The sequence below is a fragment of the Pseudarthrobacter sp. As-47 genome, from assembly GCF_058215595.1.
The window spans coordinates 2,949,159-2,961,451 of the sequence record NZ_CM177088.1 but is presented as its reverse complement, the minus strand read 5'-3'; the positions used below and the strand labels follow the sequence as shown (position 1 = coordinate 2,961,451).

The 12,293-nt window shown below is 68.4% G+C and carries 12 protein-coding genes and 1 riboswitch; of the genes, 6 read left to right on the top strand and 6 right to left on the bottom strand.

The annotated features are described in order from the left end of the window. Window positions 1-17 precede the first annotated feature (17 nt). Complete coding sequence (locus AC4BCK_RS13640) at window positions 18-929, top strand: YflT domain-containing protein (RefSeq protein ID WP_364270589.1); 912 nt, start codon at window positions 18-20, stop codon at window positions 927-929. Window positions 930-1,062: 133 nt separating this feature from the next. On the opposite strand, the gene AC4BCK_RS13635 is transcribed toward AC4BCK_RS13640, so the two are convergent. Further along, window positions 1,063-2,649, bottom strand: a complete 1,587-nt coding sequence (locus AC4BCK_RS13635) for an aminopeptidase P family protein (protein WP_174176460.1) — start codon at window positions 2,647-2,649, stop codon at window positions 1,063-1,065. Between the two features lie 124 nt (window positions 2,650-2,773). Here AC4BCK_RS13635 and AC4BCK_RS13630 point away from each other — a divergent pair, with 124 nt between their 5' ends. Further along, a complete protein-coding gene (locus tag AC4BCK_RS13630) occupies window positions 2,774-3,622 on the top strand; it encodes a PHP domain-containing protein (protein ID WP_174176458.1) in 849 nt (282 codons plus the stop codon). Between the two features lie 61 nt (window positions 3,623-3,683). Here the strand turns inward: AC4BCK_RS13630 and AC4BCK_RS13625 are convergent, their stop codons facing one another. From AC4BCK_RS13625 to thiE, 4 genes are all read right to left on the bottom strand, one after another. Next, window positions 3,684-4,556 (bottom strand): DNA-methyltransferase, encoded by an 873-nt coding sequence (locus AC4BCK_RS13625; protein ID WP_363955369.1) that lies wholly within the window; start codon window positions 4,554-4,556, stop codon window positions 3,684-3,686. 8 nt (window positions 4,557-4,564) lie between these two features. Continuing rightward, on the bottom strand, window positions 4,565-6,253 hold the full coding sequence (locus AC4BCK_RS13620) for a DEAD/DEAH box helicase (RefSeq protein ID WP_400576526.1): 1,689 nt from the start codon (window positions 6,251-6,253) through the stop codon (window positions 4,565-4,567). A gap of 303 nt (window positions 6,254-6,556) precedes the next feature. After that, window positions 6,557-8,062 (bottom strand): RNB domain-containing ribonuclease, encoded by a 1,506-nt coding sequence (locus AC4BCK_RS13615; protein ID WP_174176452.1) that lies wholly within the window; start codon window positions 8,060-8,062, stop codon window positions 6,557-6,559. A 76-nt stretch (window positions 8,063-8,138) separates the two neighbouring features. Then, on the bottom strand, window positions 8,139-8,888 hold the full coding sequence (gene thiE / locus AC4BCK_RS13610; protein WP_363938178.1) for a thiamine phosphate synthase: 750 nt from the start codon (window positions 8,886-8,888) through the stop codon (window positions 8,139-8,141). 27 nt (window positions 8,889-8,915) lie between these two features. Then, window positions 8,916-9,033: riboswitch (TPP riboswitch) on the top strand. Between thiE and AC4BCK_RS13605 the strand changes: the two genes are divergently transcribed. The 4 genes from AC4BCK_RS13605 (at window position 9,029) to AC4BCK_RS13590 (ending at window position 11,828) form a co-directional block, all read left to right on the top strand. Further along, complete coding sequence (locus AC4BCK_RS13605; RefSeq protein ID WP_490566024.1) at window positions 9,029-10,396, top strand: FAD-dependent oxidoreductase; 1,368 nt, start codon at window positions 9,029-9,031, stop codon at window positions 10,394-10,396. It overlaps the preceding riboswitch by 5 nt. Next, the gene (gene thiS, locus AC4BCK_RS13600) at window positions 10,393-10,629 is read left to right on the top strand and encodes a sulfur carrier protein ThiS (protein WP_174176448.1); all 237 of its coding nucleotides are present in this window, start codon (window positions 10,393-10,395) and stop codon (window positions 10,627-10,629) included. Before AC4BCK_RS13605 ends, thiS begins: the two co-directional genes overlap by 4 nt. A gap of 5 nt (window positions 10,630-10,634) precedes the next feature. Further along, complete coding sequence (locus tag AC4BCK_RS13595) at window positions 10,635-11,447, top strand: thiazole synthase (RefSeq protein ID WP_400583540.1); 813 nt, start codon at window positions 10,635-10,637, stop codon at window positions 11,445-11,447. Between the two features lie 42 nt (window positions 11,448-11,489). Beyond that, the gene (locus AC4BCK_RS13590) at window positions 11,490-11,828 is read left to right on the top strand and encodes a 4a-hydroxytetrahydrobiopterin dehydratase (protein WP_366276452.1); all 339 of its coding nucleotides are present in this window, start codon (window positions 11,490-11,492) and stop codon (window positions 11,826-11,828) included. A gap of 162 nt (window positions 11,829-11,990) precedes the next feature. On the opposite strand, the gene AC4BCK_RS13585 is transcribed toward AC4BCK_RS13590, so the two are convergent. Next, the gene (locus AC4BCK_RS13585) at window positions 11,991-12,293 is read right to left on the bottom strand and encodes a hypothetical protein (protein ID WP_364406360.1); all 303 of its coding nucleotides are present in this window, start codon (window positions 12,291-12,293) and stop codon (window positions 11,991-11,993) included.

Genomic DNA, 12,293 nt, shown 5'->3' with positions numbered 1-12,293 from the left:
TGGGCAAGAATGGGGGTATGGCAAACATATTTGGTGCTCCCAAGGCCGGCGGGCCCGGCGGAATGGATGAAGCCCGGGCCGTTCCCACCGGCGATACCGTGGGTTCCTACACGTCCTACCTGGATGCCCAGAAGGCCGTGGACTACCTTGCGGACCAGCAGTTCCCCGTCCACATGGTGTCCATCGTGGGCAACGAGCTGAAGATGGTGGAGCGGGTGACCGGCCGCCTGAGCTACCCCAGGGTGGCGCTTTCCGGAGCACTGAGCGGCATGTGGTTCGGCCTGTTCGTGGGTGTCATGCTGTCCTTCTTCGCACCGTCACCGGGGTACTTCTCCATTCTTACCTCGGTGCTGATGGGTGCAGCGTTCTTTATGCTCTTCGGCATCGTCACCTATGCCATGCAGCGCGGCAAGCGCGACTTCACCTCCACCAACCAGGTGGTGGCCACCAGCTACGACGTCGTGGTGTCGCCGGAGGCTGCCCACGAGGCACGGCGGCTGCTCCAGCAGCTGCCGATGACCCGCTCGGATGCGGCCGCCGGCGGTGGCCCCTACACCCAGCGCGACTACCACAGCCAGCCCTACCAGCAGAACCAGCCCGGCCAGGGTCCAGTCCGTCCCTCAGGCTGGAACGATCCTTACGGGCAGCAGTCGTCCGGGTCGTCGGCCCAGGCACATCCTGTCCAGGAGGACCAGGGCCAGCCTGCTGCCCCGCCGCAAGAGCAGCCCGCCCCGGCCCGGACCGTACGGTACCCGGACCTGCCGGATGGCCGGCCGCAGTATGGCGTCCGGCTGCCGCAGGCCCCCGCCGCCGGCACCGGGCACCCCGAGGGCGGCCAGCAGCAGCCCACGCAGGGGGAGCGGGTTGACGGCCAGCAGGACGCGCCCGGGCACGCTCCTGAGCAGCACCCGGGCGAGCCGCGGCAGTAGCCCGCAGCGGCCTGGCAGGCAAACAACAGCGGGGCTGCCGGAACACTTGTTCCGGCAGCCCCGCTTTTTTGTTTATTCAGCAGGTTGGCAGGGGGCGGCGTCAACAGCAGCCCCCACAACCGAGGGCTGCTGGCTAGGCTTCCTGGGCCCCGTCCGCTTCACGGTAGATGCCCGCCATCCAGTCCTGCACGTCCTCGGCCTTGCGCGGCAGGGCGGCGCTCAGGTTGACCGGGCCGTCGGCGGTCATCAGGACGTCATCCTCAATCCTGACGCCGATTCCCCGGTACTCCTCCGGGATCGCCAGATCCTCGGCCTTGAAGTACAGGCCGGGTTCGATGGTGAAGACCATCCCTTCGGTGAGGATGCCGTCCAGGTAGAGTTCCCGTTTGGCCTGGGCGCAGTCATGGACGTCCAGCCCCAGGTGGTGGCTGGTGCCGTGCGGCATCCACCGGCGGTGCTGCTGGCCCTCGGGACTGATGGCCTCCTCCACCGTCACCGGCAGGAGCCCCCACTCCGCAAGCCGCTCGGCAAGCACTGTGGTGGCCGCGGTGTGGATATCGCGGAACTTCGCCCCGGGCTGTGCTGCGGCAAACCCGGCGTCGGCCGCGTCGAGCACGGCTTCGTAGACTTTGCGCTGGATGTCGGTGAACACGCCGCTGGCGGGGAGGGTGCGGGTGATGTCCGCCGTGTACAGGGAATCGGCTTCCACGCCGGCGTCCAGCAGAAGGAGTTCTCCGGCGTGGATCTTCCCCGTATTGCGGGTCCAGTGCAGCACTGTGGCGTTGTTGCCGGAGGCCGCGATGGTGTCGTATCCCAGTTCGTTGCCCACCTCGCGCGCCCGGGCGAAGAAGGCTCCTTCCACCACGCGCTCGCCGCGGGCGTGCGTGAGGGCGCGAGGCAGGACTTTTACGACTTCCTCGAACCCTTCAACGGTGGCAGCCACCGCGAGCTTCATTTGCCCGATCTCCCAGTCGTCCTTGAGGAGGCGCAGTTCGGAGAGGGCTTCGCTCAGCTTTTCGTCCAGGGCATCGAGGACGGCGAGGTCCAGGTTGTCCGGGTCCTTCGCCGTGTTGTAGCGGGCGGTGTCCACCAGCGCGTCGATGTTCTCGTCCACCTTGCGGACCAGGCGGATGGAGATGCCGCCGATTTCGGGGGCGCCCACGTCCTTGGTGATGGCTGTCTCCAGCTGGTCGATATGTGCCGTTGCCAGGCCAAGGCGTGACTCGAACTCCGCGAGGGTGGGACGGGCGCCGATCCAGAACTCGCCGGCCCGGGAGTCTGCGTAGAACTGTTCCGTGTCCCGCCCGGCCAGCGGCCGGAAGTAGAGCGTTGCCCGGTGGTGGCCGCCGTCGTCGCCCTTTCCTTCCCCGACGGGTTCAAGGATCAGGACGGCGTCAGGCTCGTGGTCGAGGCCGAGCCCGGTGAGGTGCGCGAATCCGGAGTGGGGGCGGAAGCGGTAGTCGCAGTCGTTGGAGCGGACTTTCAGCGGGCCGGCGGGGATCACCAGGCGTTCGCCCTTGAACTGTCCGGAGATTGCCTTGCGCCGGGCCGAGGCGTAGCCGGCTACGGCGTCACGTGCCGGGAGCTCCTGGCTGGCGGGCGCCCAGTTGCCGGCCATGAAGGCCTTGAACGCGTCGGAACTGGGCCGCTGCGAGCGGTTGTTGACGCGCTCCTCCAACGGCTGGGAAGCAGAGGTGGGGGTGTTTTCGGCATCTTTCACCGCACCATCGTCTCACCAGCTCCGCGGCTGCGCGAACAGGCGGAGCCGGTGCCGGCGGGACGGGAACGCGGGAGTTGCGGCCGGCCATACACAGGGTGAACGCCGGGTCAACTAGTCTGGATAGGTGAGGATCGACCTGCATGCCCACTCCAATGTCTCGGACGGCACCGAGAATCCCGCAGACGTCATGGCTTCCGCGGCCCGCGCCGGCCTGGACGTCGTAGCGCTGACGGACCACGATTCCACGGCCGGCTGGGACGAGGCTTCTGCTGCAGCCGTTGAACACGGGGTGGCCTTGGTCCCCGGGATGGAGGTTTCCTGCCGGACAGAGGAGGGCATCAGCGTCCACCTCCTGAGCTATCTGCACGACCCGAAGCATCCGGGACTGCTGGAGGAAATCACCAAAGCCAAGGACGCGCGGCATACCCGTGCCGAGCGGATGGTCACCCTGCTTGCTGAGGACTACCCCCTCACCTGGGACGACGTCATCCACCATGTCGCCCCCGGCGCAACCCTCGGCCGCCCCCACATCGCGGACGCCCTCGTGGCGGCCGGGGTGGTGGAGGACCGCTCCGAGGCCTTTGCCTCCATCCTCACCTCACGCTCGCGCTACTTCATCCAGCACTACGCACCCGCGCCGGCCATCGCCGTCGAACTGGTCCGTGCCGCCGGCGGGGTCCCCGTCTTTGCCCACCCCGTGGCGTCCTCCCGCGGCAGGATCGTAGGCGAGCGGGTGTACCAGGAGATGATCGACGCCGGCCTGGCGGGCCTGGAAGTCAACCACCGTGACAATCCGGAGGAGGGTCGCCGGTTCCTGCGGCGGCTCGCCGGCAGGCACGACCTCCTGATTACCGGGTCATCGGACTACCACGGCACCGGCAAACCGAACCTGCTGGGGGAGAACCTCACCGAGCCGGACGTCCTGGCGCGGATCGAGGAAATGGGGACAGGGACCGCTGTCGTCCGTCCCTGATCACGGCAACCAGGTAGCAGCACATGTCGTTTTGGAGTCCCAAACCGACATGTGCTGCTACCTAGTTGGGCGGGAACGCGGTGAACTCCGCGTGGGCACCCAGGCGCCGGGCCATGATGTCGATGGCCGGCTGGTTCTGGTCCACGCACACAAACCTGCGGTCCATCTTCGCGGCCACCGCACCCAGGGTTCCGGAACCGGCGAAGAAGTCCAGGCACCAGTCACCGGGCCGGCTGGACGCCGCCACCACGCGGCGGATGAGGCCCTCCGGCTTTTGGGTCGGGTACCCGGTCTTTTCCTTGCCGGTGGGCGAGACGATGGTGTGCCACCAGACGTCGGTGGGCAGTTTGCCCAGTTCGCGTTTGGCTGGCGTAACAAGGCCCGGTGCCATGTAAGGTTCGCGGTCCACCTCGGCGCTGTCGAAGTGGTACTTCGCGGGATTCTTCACGTAGACCAGGATGTTGTCGTGCTTGGTGGGCCAGCGGTTCTTGGCCCGGGCGCCGTAGTCATAGGCCCAGATGATCTCGTTCAGGAAGCATTCACGGCCGAAGATCGCATCCAGCATCACCTTGGCGTAGTGCACCTCGCGGTAGTCGAGGTGCAGGTACAGGGTGCCGTCCTCCGCCAGCAGCCGCCACGCCTCCACGAGCCGCGGCTCCAGGAAGGACCAGTAGTCACTGAAGGCGTCGTCGTAGCGGTGGAGCGCGCCTTTGATGGTGTCGTAGGAGCGCCCCTTGAAGCCAACGCGGTCGCCGGTGCCGTCCGCGTTGACCACCATGGTGGTCTGCTGGCGCCGCTGGGCCCGGCCCGTGTTGAACGGGGGGTCCACGTAGATAAGTGTGAAGGCGCCGTCCGGCAGCGAGGGGAGGAAGTCCGCGTTGTCCGCGTGGACCACCAGGCTGCTGCCGTCCGGCGCCCAGACAGTGTCAGTCATGAAGGGGGTTAGGCCTCGGTGCTGCCGGACTGTGCGGCGTTTCCGCCGCCCACCACTTCACCGTTGCGGCGCCGGGTGCGGGTGCGGGGGCGCCGGGTGCGTGAGGGCTGCTCGGCCTCGGTCGCTGCCGGAGCGTCACCGGCGCCAGCGGGGGCTGCGGCGGCATCGGGAGTACGACGGCGGCGCTCGCCGGAGCGGGCAGCGGACTCGCCGCTGCGGCCGCCTTCGCGCTTGGCGCCGCGGTCACGGCTGTCCCGGCCACGGCCGTCGCGGTCGCGGGAACTGCCGGCGTCGCGGCCACCGCGGGCGTTCTTCTTGCCCGTTTCGCCCAGGTCCTCCAGCACCTCGGCGTCAACACCGGCCAGGGTGCGCTTGTCGCGCGGCAGCCTGCCCTTGGTGCCTTCGGGGATGTCCAGGTCCTCATAAAGGTGCGGGGAGGACGAGTAGGTCTCGATGGGCTCCGGAACGCTCAGGCCCAGTGCCTTGTTGATCAGTCCCCAGCGCGGCATGTCGTCCCAGTCCACGAAGGTCACGGCGGTGCCTTTGTTGCCGGCGCGGCCGGTGCGGCCCACCCGGTGCAGGTAGATCTTTTCGTCTTCCACGCACTGGTAGTTGATGACATGGGTGACGTCGTCCACGTCGATGCCGCGGGCGGCCACATCGGTTGCCACCAGGACATCCACCTTGTTGTTGCGGAAGGCCCGGAGCGCCTGCTCGCGTGCGCCCTGCCCGAGATCGCCGTGGATCGCGGCGGCCGCGAACCCGCGGTCCACCAGTTCCTCGGCAACCTTGGCTGCGGTGCGCTTGGTCTTGGTGAAGATGATGGTCCGGCCGCGTCCCCTGGCCTGCAGGATGCGGGCTACCACCTCGATCTTGTCCATGCTATGCGCGCGGTAGATCAGCTGGCGGATGTCCCGCTTGGTGAGGCCTTCGTCATCCGGATCAGCAGCACGGATGTGGGTGGGCTGGGTCATGTAGCGGCGGGCCATGGCAATGACGGGGCCGGGCATGGTGGCGGAGAACAGCAGCGTCTGGCGGACCGCCGGCGTGGCCGCGATCAGGGTCTCGACGTCCGGCAGGAAGCCGAGGTCAAGCATTTCGTCGGCCTCGTCCAGGATGACGACCTTGACGTTCTTCAGGCTCAGGTGCTTCTGCTTGTAGAGGTCGATGAGGCGCCCGGGGGTTCCCACCACAACCTCCACGCCGTTCTTCAGGGCTTCCACCTGGGGCTCGTAGGCCCGGCCGCCATAGATGGTGGCGATGCGTGCGTTCCTCTTGCGGGAGGCCGTCTGCAGGTCGTTGGCCACCTGCACCGCGAGTTCACGGGTGGGGACGATGACCAGGGCCTGCGGTGCGCCGGGTACTGCGAGTTTCTCGTAGCCGGCGTCGTCACGGCCCACCACGCGCTGCAGGGCGGGGATGCCGAAGCCCAGGGTCTTGCCGGTGCCGGTCTTGGCCTGGCCGATGATGTCGTGGCCGGAGAGGGCCACCGGCAGGGTCATCGCCTGGATGGGGAAGGGGTGGGTGATCCCGGCGTCCGCCAGGGATTCCACAATGTCGGCGCGGACGTTGAAGTCCGCGAAGGACTTCTCCTCAATCTCGTGCGGCTTCTCGTCGGAGATGATGGTTTCTTCCGGCTCGATCGTTTCGGTGCCGGAGTCGTCCGTCAGAAGCTGGTGGGTATGCAATTCACTCACGTGGAGTTTCCTTATTCATTTGGGCAATGGCGCTGCCTGCTCAACGGGCCGGCCCAAGGCCGTTCCGGAGCACGCTCGGGCGCGCAAGCAATTCCAGTGGAAGCCGATCGCGGGCTATCTAAAATGCTGGCACTGGTGACCAGCGGGTGTATCTCAAGATCGCGTAGGGGCGGGCTTGTTGGTTTCAAATCAAGGAAATCAACGACCGGGCATCCATTTCTACCTCTTCAGTCTAGCCGCACGGGCACGGAAACCCGGCTTTGGCCCGGTGTGCCTGCACGCCGGCAGGAAAAACGGCCCCGCTCAGGACAGGGGCGGGACCAGCTCGAAATGTACTTCCCGGGTGGCAATGTCGGAGGACACGAGGCGCACCCGGACCTTGGTTCCGGCCTCCAGCTCACCGGCGCAGCGGGCCGTGACGGCAGGCTCGGCAATCTGGATGATGCCTGAGCCGCCGTTGCCGTTGCCGTTGCGGCCGTTGCCGTTCTTTCCGTTGCCGCCGTTGCCGTTGTCCTTCTGGGGCTTGGATCCGGAGATCACGATCGCGTCGAACTCCTGCCCGATGTGGTTGACCAGGAGCGCCGCCTCCACGGTGTCCAGGGCCATGCGCTCCATCCGGGACGCCAGCTGGTCCGAGCCGGCCATGATCTCGGGAAGCGACGGCAGCGCCTCACGGACCCAGCCGGGCACGTCGCCGCCGTTGCACAGGGCTTCGCAGGTCACCAGGACAAAGCGGTCCACCAGGCGGCGCAGCGGCGCGGTGGTGTGGGCGTAGGCGGCGCCGATGGCGGACTGCACGGCGTCCTCGGGGACCGCGCCGTCGAACGCCGTATACGCCGCACCGCGGAAGAGCATGCCGGCTGAGTGCATAATGGCCAGCTGGCGGGGATCCGTGGGGTCCAGGCTGCGCAGGTACTCGCCGTAGCTGACCTCACCGTCCCAGGGCTTCCCGAGGGCCTCTGTCTGGAGCCGGAAGTGGTGCAGGGACCGCTCATCCGGTGAGGGCATGGTGCGGAGGATGCCCACTTTGCCGGCCAGCATGAGCTGCGCAGCGGCCATTCCCGTCATGAGCGAGATCTGGGCGTTCCAGTCCTCCACGGGCAGCTGCGGGGCCGCGGCAATCCGGTAGCCGCCGTCGGGAAGCTGGACAATTTCCTGGTCCGGCATGTTCAGGCTGGCACCCTCACGGGCGCGCTCCAGCTCCACGCGCTTGAGCCCCACCTCCTTGAGGAGGACCAGGACTTCTGAAGGGCTGCCGCCGTCCAGTTCCGCCTGGGCGCCCTTGTAGCTGAGCTTGGCGCGGCTGCGCATCCGGGCCCGTCCCACCGTCACCGCGGTGACTTCGGCGCGGACATCGAGGCGGAAGTCCCAGACGAACGCGGAACAGTCCTGTCCCGGCAGGAGGCTTCCGGCGCCCTCGCTGATGACTTCAGGGTGCAGCGGAATGCGGCCGTCCGGGGTGTAGAAAGTCTGGCCGCGGCGCCTGGTCTCGGCATCCAGCGGGCCGCCGGGAGCCACGAAGGCGGGAACGTCGGCAATGGCGTAGAGCACGCGGTAGCTGCTGCCGTCCCGTTCAATAAAGAGCGCCTGGTCAAGGTCCGTGGACGACGCCGGGTCGATGGTGATGAAGTCTATGCCCGTCAGGTCATGGGACGGCAGCTTCAGTGCCGACACGGCGGCCTCGGCGTCCTTCACGGCTTCGGCCGGGTACTCACCAGGCAGCTCGAGCTCCGTCCGCAGGGCGCTGAGTGCAGCCTCGAGGGCGTTGGTGTGCTCGTGGACACTGGGGGCCAGCCGATGATGTGACACGAAAATCAGCGTAGCCCGAATTCCGCGAATAGTGCAGGGAGCCGCCCGCGGGATGCGGTGCGGACCCGGCGCCGCGTCACGGGCGGGCGGCGTCCAGCGCGTCGAGCAGCGATGCGGCCGCCGCTGACGGATCGTCGGCCTCCGTAATGGCCCGGACCACAACGATCCTGCTGGCCCCGGCCTCCACCACCTGTTCCACGTTGCCGTGGTCAATCCCGCCGATCGCGAACCAGGGCACACCGCCGTCGGACTGTCCCTGCCCTTGCGCCGCTGAGGCCGCCGCCGCATACGTCACCAGGTCCAGGCCGACGGCGGCGCGGCCGGGCTTGGTGGGTGTTGCCCACAGCGGGCCGACGCAGAAGTAGTCGAGCGCCGCCGGGCCCGCGGCCGCTGCCAGGGCGGCATCCACCTGTCCAGGGCTGTGGCTGGACAGGCCGATGGCGGCGTTCCCGTTCAGCAGCGTCCGGGCTGCCTTGAGGGGAAGGTCCTTCTGCCCGATGTGGAAGACCGGCGCTCCGGACAGCACAGCAATGTCGGCGCGGTCGTTCACTGCCCACAGCCTGCCGTGCCGGACCGCTGCCTCCTTCAGGACGGCGAGGAGTTCCAGCTCCTCGGCGGCTTCGATGGACTTGTCCCGGAGCTGGATGATGTCCACGCCGCCGGCGAACGCGGCATCCACGAACTGCTCAAAGTCGCCCTGGCTGCGGCGCGCATCCGTGCAGAGGTACAGGCGCGCATCGTGCAGCCCGGCGCTGCCCTCCGCGTTGATAAAGGCGTCGGAACCGGACGGACGGGCAGCGGCGGCAGGGGGGTGGGACACATTCATGGGAGCCAGCCTAGTTCCTCTACACTGGGCTCGTACTGCGGGAGCCGCGGCAGCTGTCACAAAGCGCCGGGCTGAGAGGGCGTCAGAGCCGACCGCTTGACCTGATCCGGTTAATACCGGCGTAGGGAAGGAGACAACCGATGCCTGACGTGCACGCCGTAACCGGCCCCTGTCCTTCCGGTTCCACCATCACGGCCGACGTGGCGGTGATCGGCGGAGGAGCCATCGGCCACGGGATCGCCTGGGAGGCGAGGCGTTCGGGCCGTTCCGTGGTGGTGATCGATGACGCCCCCGGCTCCGGAGCCAGCTGGGCTGCCGCGGGGATGCTGGCGCCGGTGAGCGAACTGCACTACCAGGAGGAGGACCTCCTGGAACTCATGCTCGAGGCCTCCGCCCGCTGGCCCGGTTTCGCTGCGGACCTCGCTGCGGCCGCGGGCTCGGATCCCGGATATCTTACGACGCCGACCCTCGCCGTGGGTGCCGACGCCGCAGACCGGAAGGCCTTGCTGGACCTGCGTGCCGTCCAGCGGGCCAACGGCCTCACGGTTGAACCGCTCACCATCCGCGAAGCCCGGCGCCGCGAGCCCTTGCTAAGCCCGGGCATTGCCTGTGCGCTGGATACGCCGGCGGACCACCAGGTGGACCCCCGGCTGCTGGTGGCCTGCCTCCGCCGGGCCCTCGCCGGGGATGTCCGCTCCACCGGAAGCGGCGTGGCCGGCGCCGCCGACGGATTCGCCGTGCCGGACAAGGCAGCCGGCCTGCTCTGGCAGGACGGGGCCGTAGCCGGAGTAGCCCTGGAAGGTGGAGGGACCGTACTGGCCGGGGAGACCGTGGTGGCCAACGGACTGCACGCCCCGGAACTCACGGGACTGCCGATCGACCTGCACCTGCCGCTGCGGCCGGTCCAGGGGGACATCCTGCGGCTCGCGGTACCGGCGCACCTCAGGCCGCTGGTGACCTCAACAGTCCGCGGACTGGTGCGCGGGGTCCCCGTCTATATCGTTCCGCGGCGGGACGGAACCGTCGTGATCGGGGCAACCCAGCGTGAGGACGCACTGGGCAGTGGGAGTGGCGGTGGCAGGGGCTCCAGCGCCGGTGCGGTGTCGGCAGGGGGTGTGTACCAGCTTCTCCGCGATGCCCAGGTGCTGGTGCCCGCCGTCGCTGAGCTGGAGCTCCTTGAGTGCACGGCCCGCGCCCGGCCCGGCACGCCGGACAACGCCCCGCTGCTCGGAAGGGTATCGCTGCCCGGAGGACCCGTGGGCCGGCAGCCCGCGCCTGGAAGGTCCGGCCTCCAAGGGTCCCGCCACGTGCAGGGGCTCATCATTGCCACCGGATTCTTCCGCCACGGCATCCTGCTCACCCCGGCTGCGGCCGCAATCTGCCGGGAACTCATGGACGGCACGGAAGACCCCCGCTGGGCCCCGTTCAACCCCGGCCGGTTTTCCCCGGCTCCGTTTCGCATGGCTGAAGCGGCTGCCACGCCATCCAACACCCAGGAGACAGCATGAACATCACCCTGAACGGAACCGGCCACACCGTGGCCGACGACGCTTCCCTCACCGCGCTCGTCAGCGAGGTCACCGGCCGTCCGCTGGCCGCGGACGGCCGGGCCACGGACGGGCGGAAGCTGGGCGTGGCCGTAGCACGCAACGCCCAGGTGGTGCCCCGGAGCCTGTGGTCCGCCACGGCGCTCGCCGAGGGCGACGACGTCGAACTTGTCACGGCAGTACAGGGAGGCTGACCACCATGACCGGAACCACCGTCACCAACAGCCAGCTGTCCGGGCTCCAGGACCCCCTGGTGATCGACGGCGTCCCCCTGGCATCCCGGCTCATCATGGGCACCGGCGGCGCCCCCAGCCTGGACGGCCTGGGCGCCGCGCTCCTGGCCTCCGGCACCTCGCTGACCACCGTTGCCATGCGGCGCTATTCGCCGGACGAGGCGGGTTCGCTGTTCCAGCTGCTGGTGGACCACGGCATCCGGGTCCTGCCCAACACCGCGGGGTGTTTTACGGCGCGTGACGCTGTGCTCACTGCTGAACTGGCACGGGAGGCCCTGGAAACCGACTGGGTGAAGCTCGAGGTCATCGCCGACGAACACACCCTCCTGCCGGATGCCGTTGAGCTCGTGGACGCCACCGAGCAGCTGGTCAACAGGGGATTCAAGGTGTTTGCGTACACCAATGACGACCCCGTGCTGGCCCTGCGGCTGGAGAACCTCGGAGCCACTGCTGTGATGCCGCTCGGCTCGCCCATCGGGACGGGCCTGGGCATCCTCAATCCGCACAACATCGAGCTCATCGTGTCCCGGGCCTCGGTGCCGGTAGTGCTGGACGCGGGCATCGGTACGGCCTCCGACGCCGCCCTCGCCATGGAACTGGGCTGCGACGCCGTGCTCCTGGCCACGGCAGTGACCCGGGCGCAGAACCCCGCCTTGATGGGAGAGGCCTTCAAGCACGCCGTCATCGCCGGTAGGCTGGCGAAAGCGGCTGGTCGCATACCCCGCCGTGAACATGCGCTGGCGTCGTCGGCAATGGAGGGCCGGGCCGCGTTCCTGTAGGCCCACCTTCTGCCGGCCGGCGCCCGGATCCCAGGAGCAGCAGTGGCCGGCAGAGATGCACTTCCCCCGGAACGGATCGACGAAGCCCTGGCTCAACTGCCTGACTGGCGGGCCGGCAACGGCGGGTTGGTCACCGTCTTCAAAATGCCGACGGCGGCTGCCGCACTCGAGCTGATTGCCGCCGTCGGACGCCTGGCCGAGGAACAGAACCACCATCCTGACCTTGACTGGCGTTACAACCGCGTCTTTATCCGCTACACGTCACACGACGCCGGGGGACAGGTGACCGGCCGGGACCTCGCGGCAGCCGCGGCAGCAAGTGAAGCTGCGGCAGCGGCGGGCGCCAAGGCAGAGCCGGCAAAGTACGTGCAGGGGCAGTAGCCGGCTGCGGGGCGCTCATTGCCCGCCCGGCAGAACAAAAGGGCCGCTGAGCGCCCACGTCTCCAAGCCCTGTGCTCTTAACCGGCAGCGGCCGCCATCCCCTCAGGGGTGGCGGCCACTGCCGGTTGATTAGTGCGTGCGGCACAAGGTGCTGCACAGGCCTCAGGTCCGAAGGATTGCCGTGAGCCGTTCGGTATCCTGGCGCGCACGTGAACGGCCCAGATAGATGGCGGCCGCCGTTGCGGACGCGGCTCCGAGCACAATCGGCAGGACCCAGGGAATCCAGGTGCGTCCCGGCAGGTATCCGAATCCGGCGGCCATCAGGATGATCCATGCCAGGGCTGCCACGGCCACGGAAACCCCGGCGGGCACGCCGGCCCCGTACTTGGCATGCCGCTTGTCGTTTGCCCAGACAATAAAGCCTGCGGCGGCGGCGGCCAGCACAACGATGGTCAGCGAAAGCAT